The sequence below is a fragment of the Chelatococcus reniformis genome, from assembly GCF_014640075.1.
GTDB lineage: Bacteria > Pseudomonadota > Alphaproteobacteria > Rhizobiales > Beijerinckiaceae > Camelimonas > Camelimonas reniformis.
The window spans coordinates 1-14,447 of the sequence record NZ_BMGG01000009.1 but is presented as its reverse complement, the minus strand read 5'-3'; the positions used below and the strand labels follow the sequence as shown (position 1 = coordinate 14,447).

The 14,447-nt window shown below is 65.0% G+C and carries 13 protein-coding genes and 3 pseudogenes; 4 read left to right on the top strand and 12 right to left on the bottom strand.

What is annotated here, in order from left to right:
* Window positions 1–8: 8 nt before the first annotated feature.
* The 5 genes from IEW34_RS22835 to IEW34_RS22815 all read right to left on the bottom strand — a co-directional run bounded on the left by IEW34_RS22835 (window position 9) and on the right by IEW34_RS22815 (window position 6,546).
* On the bottom strand, window positions 9–1,049 hold the full coding sequence (locus IEW34_RS22835) for a branched-chain amino acid ABC transporter permease (RefSeq protein ID WP_188611544.1): 1,041 nt from the start codon (window positions 1,047–1,049) through the stop codon (window positions 9–11).
* Window positions 1,050–1,218: 169 nt separating this feature from the next.
* Window positions 1,219–2,439, bottom strand: a complete 1,221-nt coding sequence (locus tag IEW34_RS22830) for a substrate-binding protein (protein WP_188611543.1) — start codon at window positions 2,437–2,439, stop codon at window positions 1,219–1,221.
* Window positions 2,440–2,443: 4 nt separating this feature from the next.
* The gene (locus IEW34_RS22825; protein ID WP_188611542.1) at window positions 2,444–3,301 is read right to left on the bottom strand and encodes a branched-chain amino acid ABC transporter permease; all 858 of its coding nucleotides are present in this window, start codon (window positions 3,299–3,301) and stop codon (window positions 2,444–2,446) included.
* Between the two features lie 194 nt (window positions 3,302–3,495).
* Complete coding sequence (locus tag IEW34_RS22820; RefSeq protein ID WP_188611862.1) at window positions 3,496–5,010, bottom strand: amidase; 1,515 nt, start codon at window positions 5,008–5,010, stop codon at window positions 3,496–3,498.
* Between the two features lie 432 nt (window positions 5,011–5,442).
* Complete coding sequence (locus IEW34_RS22815; protein ID WP_244642185.1) at window positions 5,443–6,546, bottom strand: substrate-binding domain-containing protein; 1,104 nt, start codon at window positions 6,544–6,546, stop codon at window positions 5,443–5,445.
* 301 nt (window positions 6,547–6,847) lie between these two features.
* Between IEW34_RS22815 and IEW34_RS22810 the strand changes: the two genes are divergently transcribed.
* Window positions 6,848–7,276 (top strand): MarR family winged helix-turn-helix transcriptional regulator, encoded by a 429-nt coding sequence (locus IEW34_RS22810; RefSeq protein ID WP_188611540.1) that lies wholly within the window; start codon window positions 6,848–6,850, stop codon window positions 7,274–7,276.
* 61 nt (window positions 7,277–7,337) lie between these two features.
* On the opposite strand, the gene IEW34_RS30695 is transcribed toward IEW34_RS22810, so the two are convergent.
* Both IEW34_RS30695 and IEW34_RS22800 read right to left on the bottom strand, forming a co-directional pair.
* Window positions 7,338–7,553 (bottom strand): cupin domain-containing protein, encoded by a 216-nt coding sequence (locus IEW34_RS30695; protein ID WP_244642184.1) that lies wholly within the window; start codon window positions 7,551–7,553, stop codon window positions 7,338–7,340.
* Window positions 7,554–8,074: 521 nt separating this feature from the next.
* Entirely contained in the window at window positions 8,075–8,974 is a 900-nt protein-coding gene (locus IEW34_RS22800; RefSeq protein ID WP_188611539.1) for an NAD(P)/FAD-dependent oxidoreductase, read from the bottom strand.
* 304 nt (window positions 8,975–9,278) lie between these two features.
* On the opposite strand from IEW34_RS22800, the gene IEW34_RS22795 reads away from it, so the two are divergent.
* Entirely contained in the window at window positions 9,279–9,842 is a 564-nt protein-coding gene (locus IEW34_RS22795) for a DUF1003 domain-containing protein (protein WP_188611538.1), read from the top strand.
* A 664-nt stretch (window positions 9,843–10,506) separates the two neighbouring features.
* On the opposite strand, the gene IEW34_RS22790 is transcribed toward IEW34_RS22795, so the two are convergent.
* The gene (locus IEW34_RS22790; RefSeq protein ID WP_188611537.1) at window positions 10,507–10,983 is read right to left on the bottom strand and encodes an Hsp20 family protein; all 477 of its coding nucleotides are present in this window, start codon (window positions 10,981–10,983) and stop codon (window positions 10,507–10,509) included.
* Between the two features lie 453 nt (window positions 10,984–11,436).
* Here IEW34_RS22790 and IEW34_RS22785 point away from each other — a divergent pair.
* Window positions 11,437–11,772, top strand: a pseudogene (locus IEW34_RS22785) (ATP dependent DNA ligase).
* Window positions 11,773–11,780: 8 nt separating this feature from the next.
* On the opposite strand, the gene IEW34_RS22780 reads toward IEW34_RS22785, so the two are convergent.
* The gene (locus IEW34_RS22780; RefSeq protein ID WP_188611535.1) at window positions 11,781–11,981 is read right to left on the bottom strand and encodes a DUF3606 domain-containing protein; all 201 of its coding nucleotides are present in this window, start codon (window positions 11,979–11,981) and stop codon (window positions 11,781–11,783) included.
* A gap of 143 nt (window positions 11,982–12,124) precedes the next feature.
* Window positions 12,125–13,048, bottom strand: a complete 924-nt coding sequence (locus IEW34_RS22775; RefSeq protein WP_308424394.1) for an SOS response-associated peptidase family protein — start codon at window positions 13,046–13,048, stop codon at window positions 12,125–12,127.
* Between the two features lie 159 nt (window positions 13,049–13,207).
* Here IEW34_RS22775 and IEW34_RS22770 point away from each other — a divergent pair, with 159 nt between their 5' ends.
* Complete coding sequence (locus IEW34_RS22770; RefSeq protein ID WP_210324566.1) at window positions 13,208–13,408, top strand: hypothetical protein; 201 nt, start codon at window positions 13,208–13,210, stop codon at window positions 13,406–13,408.
* 58 nt (window positions 13,409–13,466) lie between these two features.
* Here IEW34_RS22770 and IEW34_RS22765 read toward each other — a convergent pair.
* Both IEW34_RS22765 and IEW34_RS31145 read right to left on the bottom strand, forming a co-directional pair.
* Window positions 13,467–13,866: pseudogene (locus IEW34_RS22765) on the bottom strand (NADH-quinone oxidoreductase subunit B); the annotation flags it as partial.
* A gap of 345 nt (window positions 13,867–14,211) precedes the next feature.
* Window positions 14,212–14,289: pseudogene (locus IEW34_RS31145) on the bottom strand (DUF2934 domain-containing protein); the annotation flags it as partial.
* Between the last annotated feature and the right edge of the window lie 158 nt (window positions 14,290–14,447).

Below are 14,447 nucleotides of genomic sequence, written 5' to 3'. Positions count from 1 at the left end.
GGTCGCCATCACCGCCCCCTGCGGCCGGGCTGGCCGAAGCTGCCCACGCGCTCGCGCTCGCTGACGATGAGGCTGATGAGCCCTGCCGGACGGAACATGATGACCAGCAGCAGCAGGACGCCCAGGATGATCGGCCAGATCTCCTGGAAGGTATTGGAGAGCCAGAAGCTGGCGGCCTCGATGACGACGGCGCCGATGATCGCACCGATCAGCGTGCCCGAGCCGCCGAACAGAACATAGAGCACGACCTGCGTCGAGAACACGACGCCCAGGATATTGGGCCACACGAACCCCTCATGGAAGGCGTAGAGCCCGCCGGAGAGGCCCGCGATGGCACCGCCGAGCGCGAAGACGATGGCCTTGAGATGCTGCACCTGGTAGCCGAAGAAGGTGATGCGTGCCTCGTTCTCGCGCAGGCCGGTGAGCGCCAGGCCGAATTGCGAGCGCACCAGGAAGCGGCACAGCAGATAGCAGACGATCAGGATGCCCAAGGCCAGATAGTAGAACTCCAGGCCCTCGACGATATCGTGCTGCCCGAGCGACATCGGCGGAATCGAGGGGATGCCGTTCTGGCCGCCCAGGTAGTACCAGCCCCGTGCCAGCCGGTCGGCGGCGTAGGAGCCGGTGAGCGTGCCGAGCGACACGAAGATCACGCTCGCCGGGTTGCGCCCGAGCAGCAGGAAGCCGCCGATCAGCAGGGCCGCGGTGAGGCCGATGAGCGTCGCCGCCGGCAGCACCAGCAGGATCGACGTGACGTCGAGGTCGCGCCCCAGCAGCGCCACCCCGTAGCCGGCGCAGCCGAAGAACAGCGCCTGGCCGAAGCTCATGATGCCGCCATAGCCCCACACCAGATCGAAGCTCAGCGCAAACAGCGCCAGGATCAGCACGCGGGTGGCGAAGATCGTCAGGTAGTCTTCCAGCACGAACGGCACGACGAGCGCGATCGCCAGCACGACGATCTCGATGATGGGCAGGACACGCCGCGCCTTGGCCGGCGCGGCGGAGCTGGCGCGGGGCAGCGCCTCGGGCGAGACTGTTTCGTTGGCCATCTCGCTCACCTGTGGCTCGAGCGGCCGCCGGCCGCGTCACGGCCGGGCTGGACCCGGCCGTCCGGCGGCTCGCAAACCCCACCTTCCGCCCGCCGGGACGGGCCGACACGGCCCGGTCGATGGATGGCGGGGCCGGGCCCGGCCATGACGAAGGGGAGCGGCATGCCGGTCAGCACTCCTTGGGATCGACGAGGCCGGCGCTGCGCGCGACGATCTCATAGGCGCCGCCCTTGGCGACGGCCGTGTACATGTTCATCTTGCAGTGGCGCTTGCCGGGCACCATCTCCGCCGGCCCGCCCGGCCCTTCGGCGATCTTGGCGTGATCCAGCGCCGCCGCCACCCCGACACGGTCGAGCTTGCCCGCTTCCTTCACCGCCGCTTCCCAGAGCTTCAGGGCGCGGTAGGTGCCGGTCGCAGCGCTGCCGGCCGTGAACTGGAAGGTCCCCGGAAACATCTTGTCGTACTCGGCCTGGATCTTGGCGCTGACCGGATCTGACTTGTCGAGGGCCTTGAAGTAGTCGAGGCAGCTGGCCAGCCCTTCGATCTCGTTGGCCTGATTGATGCTCAGCGCGTTCTCGTCGTAGTAGACGCAGGAGAGACGGCCGCCATTCTTGAGGAAACCCGCTTCGTACAGCTGTTTGAAGAAGGGGCCGACGCCCGGCGGGATGATGGTGTTGAAGACCACATCGACCTTGTTGGAGATGACGCGGTTGACGGTGGCGCTGAAGTCGATCTGATCTAACGGGTAATACTCCTCGAACACCACCTCGCCGCCGTTGGCCTCGATGACCTTGCGCGCATATTCGTTGAGCACGTGTGGCCAGACGTAGTTGGCGCTCGGTAACGCAAACTTCTTGCCACCGTTCTTGACCAGCCACGGAATGAGCTCGTCGCACTGCTGCGCCGGGGTCGGGCCGGTGCAGAACAGATTGGCCGTGCACTCCTTGCCCTCGTAGAGCTGCGGGTAGATGTAGAGGGTCTTGCCGCGCGCGACGATGACGTCCTTGATGGCGTTGCGCATCGAGCTGGTGATGCCGCCGACGACGACGTCGACCTTGTCGCGCTGGATCAGCTTGCGGACGTTGCCGACGGCGACCGATTCGTTCGACGCCGTGTCCTCGATGAACAGCTGCAACGGCCGCCCGAGGATGCCGCCAGCGTCGTTGATCTGCTTGACGACCATCCGGGCGACATTGGCGTCGGAGTTGCCGGAGTAGGCGATGGGGCCCGTGAGGTCGGTGGCGATGCCGACCTTGATCGGCCCGTCGGCGGCATTGGCCCAATCCGCATTGATCACCCAGCTCCCCGTGCCCGTGGCGATCGCGCCGGCGGTGAACGCGAAGTTGCCGAGGAAGCGGCGGCGGCTCATGAGATGGTCGTGGTGGGTCATGGGCTTAGATCCCCTTGCCGGCAATAAGGCCCTGCGGCCGGAATTTGACGAAGACGATGGCGAGGACAAAGACGAGGATGTCGGCGGCGACCGGGGCGATCACCCACGGCAGGGCCGCGCTGAGCACGCCGATCAGGCCGGCGCCGGCCACGGGCCCGGCGAAGGAGCCGACGCCGCCGACCATGACGGCGACGAAACCCTGGATGAGGAAGCGGATGCCGAGGTCCGCGAAGAGCGAGAACACCGGCACCACGAGCGCTCCGGCGAGACCCGCCAGCGCCGCGCCGAAGGCGAAGGTGGCGCCGTAGATAGCCGGCGTGGAGATGCCGGAGGCGCGCGCCAGGCCGGGGTTCTCCAGCGACGCACGGATCTTCAGGCCGAACCTGGTCTTGGCCAGCAGCAGGTAGCTGCCCACCATGACCAGCGCGGTGATGATGATGATCATGAACCGCCAGGTGGAGAAGTGCATATTGCCGATGTTGATCGAGCCGCCGATCGGCTCCGGCACCGAGATGTAGAGGCCGCCGATCAGGCCGCGCACGATCTCTCGGATGATCAGGCCGAGCGCATAGGTGCCGAGCATGGCGACGATCGGCGCCGCGTAGAAGCGGCGCACGACGGTTCGTTCGAGCACGAAGCCCAGGGCGCCGACGGCGAACGGCGCCGCCACCATGCCGAGCCACACCGGAAGCCCGGCGGCATGTACGACGTAGGTGACGTAGGCGCCGAGCAGCACGAACTCGCCCTGGGCGAAGTTGAAGATGCCCATCATGCTGGCGATGATGCCGAGCCCGAGCACGACGAGGACGACGATCGCGCCGAAGCTGGCAATTTCGAAGAGGGCCGAAAGTACTTGTTCCATATCGCCTGCGATCTTGGCCTGTGGTCGGAGCGGAACGGCTGATCTTGCGACCTCCGGCCCGCCCCGCTGCCGCTCCGAGCGCGATCTTGAGGCAAGACCGGTGCCAACGCCCGCCGGGCAAACGGCCGGCTCCAGCGGATCCTCAGCCCCGGCGCGCCTTTTGTCTCGACCTGATCTTCACCTCGCCGGGAGGCTCAGAACGTCTTCCAGTCTCCCGACTGCTCGAAGGCATGGGCCGCCCGGTAGATCGTCGGCTCGTCGAAATGCTTGCCGACCAGCATCAGCCCCACCGGCAGCCCGTCTACCATGCCGCACGGCAGCGACATCGCGGGGTGATGGGTGATGTCGAACGGCGCCGTATTGGTAATCATCTCGAAGGCGCGGGCGACATAATCCTCGCGGCTGGCGTCGGCGTCCGGCAGCTTGGTGGCCTTCATCGGCGTGGTCGGCATCAACAGCAGGTCGTATTCCGCGAGCGCCTTGTCATACGCCGCGGTGACCCGCCGGGACAGGTTGACCGCCTTGCCGTAGAAGCGCGGGCCGAAGTTGTTGTGAATATAGGTGCCGAACAGAAGCATCAGCTTCGTGGTCTCGGACAGGGAATCGGCCTGCCCGCGCCAGCCGCGGTGATATTGCATCAGCGCCGTCGAGTAGAGGTCCGAACGGCTGAGGCCGTAACCGTCCCCGTACATCATCGTCTGCGTCATGCCTTCGGTGCCGATCGGCATCCACACGGCGCCGGCGGCGAGATGCATGGGGATCGAGATCTCCTCGACCGTGGCGCCCAGCGCAGCAAACCGCTTGGCCGCCTCCTTGACGCTCTCGTTGACGGCCGCCTCCGCGCCCGGCTGGACGAAGCCTTCCCTGACGATGCCGATCTTCATGCCCTTGACGCCGCCGCCGAGCGCCTTGGTATATTCCTGAACCTTAGGCGCCTTGATGCGTGGATCGTAACCGTCGTCGCCGGCGATGACCTCCAGCAGCAGTGCGTTGTCGGCCACGTTCGCGGTCATCGGTCCGGTGTGATCGACGAAGATCTCGATCGGCATGATGCCCGTGTAGGGCACGAGGCCCCACGTCGGTTTCATGCCGTAGGTGCCGCAGAACGACGACGGCATGCGGATCGAGCCCCCCTGGTCGCCCCCGATGGCCATGTCGACTTCGCCGAGCGCCACTACGACGCCGCTGCCCGACGACGAGCCGCCGGCGGAATAGCCCATCTTGTGCGGGTTGTGCACGGGCCCGGTCGAATTGGTGTGACTGCCGCCAGACATGCAGAAGGATTCGCAATGCACCTTGCCGGCGATCTCGGCACCCGCATCGAGCATGCGCGTGACGATGGTCGCGTCGAAATCGGGCACGAAGCCGTCCAGCGTCGAGGAGCCGTTCATCATCGGCACGCCGGCCAGCATGATGTTGTCCTTGAGCGCGACCGTCTTGCCCTTCAGCTTGCCGCGTGAGGCGCCCTTGACGACCGCCTTGCGATACCATGCGTTCCGGCTGTTCTCCTCACCCGACGGCTGGTAGCCCGGCGTGCGCGGATAGCGCACCGGCGGCAGTTCGTCCGGCATGGCGGCTACCGCGTTATAGGCGTTCACCGAGTCCTGCATCAGGCCTCGGAACGAGGCGACATCGTCGTCGGTCAGCGACAGGCCGCATTCGTCGGCGGCATCCCGCAATTGATCGGGCGTCGGAAGGTGCACTGCCAAGGCCAAGATCGTTCTCCCGGTTGTTCTGCTTCTGGCGGGCTGGGGCGCCGGACGATTGGGCTGTCCAACCGGAGAGACGCGCTCCAGATGCGAAGGTCGGAGTAGTCCGCCGATCGGATGAGATCGTCCGACCGGACAAGCCCTGGAGCGCCTCGCGATGGGATGACATTACCCATCGCCGAGACGCGCTCCAGATTCAAAGCCCTGGAGCATTCCGCGCCATCGGATGAGTTCCTCCCATGGCGAAATGCTCCAGGCTGCGAACGGCGTCGGCCCGCCTGGAGCGGCGGGCAGGCCGAGCGGAAGGAGTCCGGGTGGTGACCCGGCCCGCGCAAGGCCGTTCCCGACCCCGCAGAGTTAATTCACATCGAAATATTTCGCGTTTCAAGTATCAATTCGCAGCAAGACGCAGACGGCCTGCCTATGAAATGATCAAAAAAGCTTGAGGGGCCGAAAATCGTGACCATCGGCTTCCGCAAGGTAGATCGGCATGTCGGCGCCGCGTCCCCCCATGCCGATCGGCCCGCGGCCAGCGGAATACGTCAGCCCGTCGGCCGCCGCGACCAGCGGCCAGAGGTCGAGCGTTCCGGCCCGATCCGCCAGTGCCTTCAGAAAGTGCAGGCCTTCGTAGTTGGACTGGGCGGTCGCGCCCGGGACTGGGGCGTGCAGGCCGAAGGCGCCGAAGTAGCGCTCGCGGAAGGCATCGTTGGCAGCTGTGCGGGTGCTGGCGAAATACCCGGAGGCGGCGAACATGTTCTCGGTGTTGTCGGCGCCGATGCCGAGCAGCACGGTCTCGTCCATGGCGCCGCCGAGCCGCAACATGCGCGCGGCCAGGCCACGCTCGGCGAAGGCGCGGTTGAAGATGACGCTGTCGTTGCCGATGATCGAGATCAGCACCACGTCGGGCCGCGCCTCCTCGATGCGGCGCAGATAGACGTCGTGATCGTGCGCGCCGAGGGGCACGAAATCCTCACCCACGAGACGGCCGCCGGCTTCAGCGATGTATTGCTTGACCGCGAGGTGCGACAGCCACGGCCAGACATAATCGCTGCCGATCAGGTACCAACGCTGCGCCCGGCGCTGCTCGGCAAGCCAGGCGATCGCCGGCCTGGACTGCTGCGGCGGGGTCTCGCCGATGGCAAGCACGCCGGGGGTGCGCTCACCGCCCTCGTAGATCGGCGTATAGACGTAGGGCACCTGGCCGGCGATCGCGTCGCGCAGGGCGACGCGCACCGCGCTGATGTGGCCGCCGACGATGACGTCGACCTCACCAAAGCCCACGGCATCGCACGCAAGCCCCGCCACCTCACCCGGCGCACCCCCGGCGTCGAAGGTCAGAAGCTCGATCTCGCGGCCGAGAATGCCGCCGCGGGCGTTGATCTCGCGCACCGCCAGGTCGGCGTTGTGGAGCGAGGCCGGACCCCAGATGCCCGCTGGACCCGACAAAGGCACGAAGTGCCCGATCCTCAGCCTGCCGTGCCGCCCGCGACCCGGCTCGTCGCGGAGGGTGCGCCCCCCGCCGCCGCGGTGCCGCATGGCGGGCGGCACGCGCAACGCGTGGTAAGGGGCATCCAAACTGATCATGCGAGGCGCGCTCTCGGGATCAATGACGGGCCTTGTCGAAGTCGGCGGCGGCCGGCGCCGACGCTGCCGCCATTCCTTTTGAATGGACCGGGTATGCTGTCGAGCCTAGAGAGTAAATATTGAATGTTCAACAATTCGAGCACATAAAGTCGCCAACCGCCTTTCGCTTATGCCGCTCCAGTCGATCAGGCCCGCAGTGACCGACCCTTCCGATCCGCAGCCGCCCCAAGCCCCCTCGCGAGGACCGGGCCCGATGCCGAGCCCGCCGATCACCGAGCATCTGACCTACCTGCTCGCCCAGGCGAACCGGGAGATCAACCGCCAGCTCGATGCCCGGCTGAAGAGCGAGGGCGTGCAGGTGGAGCAATGGCGCATCCTCAAGGTGCTGTCCGACGGCAGCGGCCGCTCCATGGGCGAGCTTGCCGAGGCGGTGCTGCTCAATCACCCGACGTTGACCAAGACCATCGACCGCATGGTGGCCAACAGCCTCGTCTATCGCATTCCCGACCCGCAGGACCGGCGCAAGGTGCTGATCTTCTGCTCCGATCGGGGCATGGCGCTGAGCCGCCGGCTCAACTCCCTGGCGCTCAGCCAGGAGGCCCACATCGTGGACAGCTGGGGCGACAAAGCGACCAACGACCTCAAGCGCCTGCTGGAGAGCCTCATCGAAAGTGCCGGCTGAAGCGGCAGCGGCGGGGGCGCCGGGCGGCGATCCACGCGTGAGGCGCGCCGGCCACCGCACTCTACGCGGGGACGAGCCCGTGTCGCAGCATGATCTCCTTTGCCTTGTCCAGATCGGGCTTACCGGGCACGTTGATCACTTCGGCAATCTCTTCGAAGTAGCGGCGTACGATGGTGCCGGGCGTCATGGTTACCAAAGCGCGCGCGAGGCCCTCGTGGAGGTTCTCGTGGTGGTGGACGCATCCCCGCGGGATGAAAACGGCGTCGCCTTCGCCCAGCTCCTGCTTGTGCCCATCGATCGTGACCGTGATGACGCCCTCTATGTCCTACAGGATCTCGTCTGCCTCTTGATGATTGTGAGGCGCAGGCACGCGAGCCTTTGGCGGAACGAGGAACTCGAACATCGTGGCGCTCCGGTTCGTGATCAGGAAACGCAGCTCCAGCTCGCCGATGCGGACCACGTTCGCGCCAGTCGCAGTCATGCATATGCCTCCGCCAATGTGTGATGCGTGTGGTGCGGTAAAGGATACCCCCTGCCGATCGATAGCAGAGTCCGGCGGCACGCTCGCGGTGCTGGATTCGAAAACCAACATCTCCTGATGATTGGCCTGCGTGTTTTCATCGCCGGCCGCATATGAAAACGCCTGGATGCTGCCTTGGGCTCCGGGCGCGACGAGGAAGCCGACGAGAGATTAGGCACGCAACCAGCCTGTCCGGACGGGATGCGCGACGCAAGGCCGCTTCGGCCGGACACTGGCGCACCGGCAGCTCGAAATCGGCCAGTGAGTAGCCATCCTGGCTAGCGCCGTAGCGGCCGACGAACGGCCAGGTCGTTCCGCACGGCAGTAGCCGCCACTCCCGCTTCGCCAATCGCATGCCCAATCTGGTCGAGCCCCCTCACGACGTCGCCCGCAGCATAGAGGCCTGCCACAGAGGTGCGCTGGTGCTTATCGACGATGATGCACCCCTCCTCGCTGAGGTCGGCGCCTACCTTGCCCGCGAGTTCCGAATGAATGCGCGAGCCGAGCGCAGGGTAAATCGTATCGAACGAGAGCCATTCACCAGCGCAATTAAACCGGATTTGACCTGTACTTATCTTAAAATCATCGGCCAAGCCGACGCGAATTTCTATTCCACTCTCATGAATTTGACGTTTTATACATGAGGGAATATCCAGATGAGAAAGGATAAGTGTCGTGTCTGTCGTGTATGAACGAAGGAAGATAGCCTCCCGCGCCGCGCTAATACCAGATCCGATCACAGCGACACGTTTGTCTGTTACCTCAAATCCGTCGCAAATAGGGCAATAGCGGATATAGCCGTCGCGCAGCGCCTCGGCATGAACCGCGCCATCTATGCTGGGCGCTAAGTTTGTCACCCCGCACGCCAGGAGCACGGTCGCTGCTGTTGTCGTGTCGGTAGCCGCTTGCACGGCGAACCCCTCCCGCAGGCGCACCAAGTCGGTGACGCGTTCCCTTACCACGACCACCCCGAACTCGCGTGCTTGAGCTTCCATGCGTCCGACGAGATCGACGCCCGAAATGCCGCCGGGAAAGCCCGCGACGTTCCGCGCCAAGGGGATCGAGAGGGCGCGGCCACCCCCGGCATCAAAAATCTTCAGCTTCAGCCTGAATCGCGCGAGGTAGATGGCTGCCGAAAGCCCGGCAGGCCCACCGCCCACGATCACACAATCGTACATGGCTCACCTTCCAATCATCTGGGCTGGTGGTGAATGGGCTTCCGGCCGCACGCCCGGCATCACTGCTGCCGGCAAGGTGTAAACAGAGCCAACGCGCAAAGGTGCCTTCAGGCAACGGATCACCTTGTCCCCGGCCCGCGAGCTTTGTTGCAGGTCAGCCGCAAGGTGTGACGTCGTCGGCAGCCGGGCAGCGGACACTGAGGCGCAGGCAACACTCGAGACGCTTTCCTGTTGCCGCATTCAGTCGGCCATGGTGAGGAGCGTCGGAACTAAGGGCTCGTGAGCCCATTTCTGTCGAGCCACCATGCCCGACCAAGCCATGCCAAACTCAGCTGAGGATCCGAGCGCCGGACTGACGTACCCATCGGCGGCCTCTCACAAGCTCGCCCCGGTGCTCAATCGCAACATCGAGGCCTTGCGCGAGCGTGCCGCTCGGGAGCAGAAGGCGGCGACCTGGTCTGAGCGCACGGCGGACGCAGTCACCCGCTTCGCCGGGAGCATGGCATTCGTTTATCTGCACCTGCTGATCTTCGGGAGCTGGATCGGGCTCAACCTACGCATCATCCCTGGCATTCGACCGTGGGACGAGTCCTTCGTCGTTCTGGCAATGGTTGCCTCGGTTGAAGCTATTTTCCTCTCCACCTTCGTGCTGATCTCCCAGAACCGCATGGCTGCCGTCGCGGACAAGCGCGCCGACCTCGACCTGCAGATCAGCCTGCTGGCCGAGCACGAGCTTACCAAGATGGCGACGCTGCTGTCCGACGTTGCGGAACATCTTAAGGTTCGCACGAGCGTGCTGGGCGAACTGGAGGAGGTGAAACGGGATGTGGCACCCGAGGCGGTGCTGGATCGCATCGAGAAAAAGTAAACGTCCGCTCTTTACGGGCCGCGCCATGGGAACGCAGCGGGGCTGTGTCGCTGACCGGGACGCATCGGAGCGGAAAGGTTCAGAATGCGAAAGCCCCGCCCGGGGCGGGACGGGGCAGTGAGGAGCCGCAAGACGCTACGCGGCGCAAAGGCTCACAGCCTCTGCGCTGGGACCGCTCGGCCGCGGCCGCCGCATACGCGCGGGCACTGGCGGGGGGTCATCATCATCATCATCGCCCCGACCGCCGCGGCGCAGCAGCCGCTGTAGCCACCGCGCCCGGGCAGCTCCGGGCATACGCCGCGCCGGCCATGACGGCGACGGCATCGGCTCGTTCCCGCAGTCCAGGGCATTGAGCGCTTCCATGATATCCCGGACTTGCAGAAGGGCGCCGTTGTCAAGCTGGCGGTAAGTCGGCAGGTTCGGAAGCGCACGGGCGTCTGAAGCCCAATCGGCCAGAATTGCTCTCTTTTCGGCCGCGCTTAGAGATGGGTCCCGCACAACGTCGAGCGGTGAAAAGTAGTTCGGCGCGACGAAGACAACCTTCATCTCGTCAACCGTGCGTGCATCAACTTCTGACGTCATCTCCAATCTCCGCATTCAAGCCTCCCGACCGAAGCCGGGAGGTGAAGGAACGCAGTTTCGGGTTTGATTGACCGCGCGGCCGCTACGCGGCCTTGGCCGCTTCACGCCCCGCCTCGTCACGGTGGCCCGGAATCACCTTCGCAGCTGCGCCGGAATCGATCTCGATGCGCCGGGGTTTCAGCTGCTCGGGCACTTCGCGCACGAGCTCGATCGAGAGCAAGCCGTTGACGAGATCAGCGCCCTCGACACGCACGTGATCAGCCAGACTGAATGTCTGCTTGAACCCGCGGGCAGCAATGCCCTGGTGGAGCCACTGCCGATCGCCGTCATCCTGCGCGCGCTGGCCGACGACAATCAGGGTGTTACCGTTCTGGGTCAATTCGATATCGGCCTGGCTGAAGCCGGCCACCGCCATGGTGATGCGATAGGCGTCCTCGCCTGTCCGCTCGATGTTGTAGGGCGGCCAGTCCGCACGGTTGGCGGCGGTGTCCAACATGTCGAAGAGGCGATCGAAGCCAATCGAAGAACGATAATAGGGTGTCATATCGAAGGTTCGCATAACCACATCCTCCAACGAGCAACATGGGGTACGACAAGCCGCCGAATGACACGGCGGCCCTATGAACCAAGCCTTTTTGGCCTTGGCGAGCATCGATTTATGAAAGCGGAATGGAGGGTCAAGGGGCCGCCTTAAATTTTTTTCCCCTCCCCTGCGCCCATCCCTACATGCCGCTGGCCCGCATCCAATTGCGCCAGGCACGTCGGCCCTGGCCGACCCTGCGGTTCCAAGGACAAGCCACGCACCCAGCAGCGCGCCGCGCCGGCGGCAGAGACGGCGCGCAGCCGCGCCACGGGCCGCGCAAGCGAGACAAGCGCCAGCCAAAGCCCTTCGACCAGCCCGTCCCCAGCGGGATCCCGCTGGCCCTCGCCAAGCTTGTCGACAAGATCCCCACCGGGGCGGGCGGATTGGCGCCACGAGATCAAGTGGGATGGTTACCGCCTCTGCTGCCAGGTGGACGAGAGCAAGGTGACCATCTGGGCGCGGCGCGGCCACGATCGGACGGCCCGCTTCGTCGGTGGCCTGCGGCTGGCCGGGGTGAGCGCGGACGGCAAGCTCGTGTCAGTCGGCGGCGTCGGTACAGGATTCACTCGGGAGGTGGCGGCGAGGCTGAAGCGACGGCTCGACGAGATCCGCCAGCCGAAGCCGACCATACCCCGCCTGCGTTCGCGGACGGTGGTGTAGGTGCGGCCGGAACTCCGGGCCGAAGTGGAATATCGAGCCCGGACGTCCGACGGCGACTTGCGCCACGCCAGCTTCAGGGGGCTGCGCGATCCGGCCGACCTCTGAACCGATCCTCAATGCGCTGCGAGGGTGCGCTTCAGCTCCTCGGCCGCCGCGTCGAGCTTCTCTCGGCTATTGCCGTGTGCGCTGATGAGGTCCAGCACTTGCTGCCGCGTGAGATCGTGCTTCTGCGCGAGATCGTCGATCTCATAATCTTCGTTGGCGGCCACGCTCGCTCGGTCGGCGGCTCCCACCTTGGTCCGATCGTCGGGCATGAAACTCCTCCTGGTCGTGGCACCGCCACGACAACGGCTGGGATCAGTCGGAGATCCACCCAGGCTTCGCGCATTGCGGCAATCCGTGCGACGACAGCCTGCGGGCTCCGGTGTTCAAAGGCGTGCGCTCAGACCATTGACCATCAGGGCCCTGGCCCGGCCGACTTTAACTCATGCGCTGCTGCCTCGAGCTTCTCCCGGTCGTTGCCATACTTATCGATGAGATCATAGACCTGCTTCCGAGTTAGGCCATGCAACTGGGCAAAGTCAGCAACCTCGGAGTTCCGACCCGACGCAGCCCGGGCCTGGCATCGAGCGCCCACGTTCGTCTCATCATCAGACATGTGCGTTCCTTCATCACGAAGAAAGCAACGCCCAAGATCCCTATCGGGTCCAAACGGCGCTCGGCTGAGCCGGCGGCGGCCCTCGTTCTCGCCACGCGCGACAATCTGGAGCCCTCCGTCCGGCGTCGGCCGCTGCAGCTCAAGCGCAATCGGCGCAGGCGCCGCAAACCGAGTCTCGCACTCCTCGGGCGTCGTCAGGATGACGGGCATGGTTTTGGGATGGATGGCACCCACTTCCACGTCGGGGCTGGTGGTCAGGAACGCATAGAGGTCGGCTATGACCTCGCCCTCCTTGGCCTTTCGCACGCTGGTCCAACCTGGGACGTGGAGCCCGGCGAAGACCGCGAGCGGCCGGTCCTCGTTGAAGGCGAACCAGGCCGGCGGGCGACTGCCGGCCGGCAACGGCTCCGGCTCGGCGAACGACGTGAACGACAGCAGGCACCTACCCCGGCCCGAGCCGGCGGCGGCAATGCGAGCTCGATGCATTGCGGACGTTGGTGACGCCCGCATCCGGCTCGCGCCGGACCATCTCCGCCATGTCGACCTCGGCAGCCTTGGCAGCAACTTGGCGGCGCGCTTCTCGGCAGCCTCCTCAACCACCTTCCGCGGCGACGGCAGACCCCACCGCGCGAACACCAGCTCCCGCACGCCATCGGCGGCGGTGCGCACGATTGGCGCCGTGTAGTCCGGGTAGATGCCGGGCTGCGGCGGCAGGTTGCCCACCAGGAAGCGCGATGTCCCGCACGAACTCGCTGATCGCCTGCGAGCCTTTGGCGTGGCTGTAGGGGTTGCACATGGGCCGCGAGCCTATCGCCGGGTCGCCTGCGCTCAATCGCAAAGTGAGAACATTTGCCGAACGCGACGCCCTATGGAGTTCCGACCGTGGATCTTGATTCGCCCCGTTGGCCCATGCACATCGTCGAGTATCTCGAGAGCTTCAAGGTTCAGGACGGCGCGGGCTTCACGGTCGCCTATTTCCATTTCGATCCTGCGCCACAGGCGGGGATTTGCCCGCTCAACCGGTTCGGCAGGGATCGCGCACGTCGATTCGTCGAGATGCTGGTCGAGGCCAGCAGGCACTAGGCGCTTATCTTCAGAAATAGCGCTTGCGCCGGATGCGCTCTTCGATCTCCAGCACCAGCATGGACTGAGCGTGCCGCGCGATCGGGCGGTTCTCGGGCGGTGGCCGGGCGGCGGTCCGCTTGCATAAGGTACCGGCGACAAATCATGAGATCCGATTGGCGCGGACTTCCGCGCGGCGCGAAGCCAAAGCGCTCCCCGTCGTAACGCGCATCGACATATACATCATCTCAATCGCGCAATACGCCAAGCTGAACGTCATCCACATCAGCGATCCGGAGCGAGCCCGTTGGATCATCGTCGGTTGATGTCACAAGGAAGCCCTTGTCGGCCAACTCGGCGTTAACGTCTGTGAAGAACGGCTCGGCCACACCGATCGGCCTGCCCCGGTTCGGCCCGGCGATGCCCTGGGGAGGGGCGCGAGAGGGTTTGGTAGCACCAAGCGATCCTCGTACTCTAATATGGTGGCTCTCGAAGTGCCTGAACGCCTCCCTCTGGAAGTCGAAGCCGTATCTGCACAGTGCACTCCCCCAAGCTCAGCAACTAATGTCACCGCCAAGTTACAGCCTGGGAATCTGTGCAGAATAGTAGCTTAGTCGACAGGTTCCGATTTGATTCCTCGTCCCGGTCCCTGCCTTCGAGCATCATCGATTTGCGCCTTGGTGTTGGGGGTACCTGCTGCCTCGTCGTCGGTTCCTAGCGGCGCCGCGGGATCGCTGCAGGGCACCTTGTCCCCCGTCCTCCCAGCGTCGATCTCGTCCCGCAACATCTCGGCGGCCGCTATCAAGGCCTATCTTCCTGATCACTCAGCTCTTGAGCTTCCGCCAGTGTTCAAGCTCTTGTCGCTGCGGAAATACCTCCTCTTCCCACAGGCGGTAGGCGAGAGCTCGAACTCAGCCTTCTTTGCTTACAGCCATTAGTTGTTCCTCCCCGGTCACCCTCGCGTATCGAACGCACTTTGGCGGACGAAATGTATCCTCCCTGCTCCTTCGATGGCACCGGTCAACCCGCGGGCACCCGGCCTTAAGATTGCTCAAGCTGG

Bases quoted from the DNA above. Each gene is read 5' to 3' on its own strand.
- IEW34_RS22830 (WP_188611543.1), bottom strand. From the start codon at position 2,439: ATGACCCACCACGACCATCTCATGAGCCGCCGCCGCTTCCTCGGCAAC.
- IEW34_RS22825 (WP_188611542.1), bottom strand. From the start codon at position 3,301: ATGGAACAAGTACTTTCGGCCCTCTTCGAAATTGCCAGCTTCGGCGCG.
- IEW34_RS22795 (WP_188611538.1), top strand. From the start codon at position 9,279: ATGCCCGACCAAGCCATGCCAAACTCAGCTGAGGATCCGAGCGCCGGA.
- IEW34_RS22835 (WP_188611544.1), bottom strand. From the start codon at position 1,049: ATGGCCAACGAAACAGTCTCGCCCGAGGCGCTGCCCCGCGCCAGCTCC.
- IEW34_RS22780 (WP_188611535.1), bottom strand. From the start codon at position 11,981: ATGCCCGACGATCGGACCAAGGTGGGAGCCGCCGACCGAGCGAGCGTG.
- IEW34_RS22790 (WP_188611537.1), bottom strand. From the start codon at position 10,983: ATGCGAACCTTCGATATGACACCCTATTATCGTTCTTCGATTGGCTTC.
- IEW34_RS22815 (WP_244642185.1), bottom strand. From the start codon at position 6,546: ATGCGGCACCGCGGCGGCGGGGGGCGCACCCTCCGCGACGAGCCGGGT.
- IEW34_RS22810 (WP_188611540.1), top strand. From the start codon at position 6,848: ATGCCGAGCCCGCCGATCACCGAGCATCTGACCTACCTGCTCGCCCAG.
- IEW34_RS22800 (WP_188611539.1), bottom strand. From the start codon at position 8,974: ATGTACGATTGTGTGATCGTGGGCGGTGGGCCTGCCGGGCTTTCGGCA.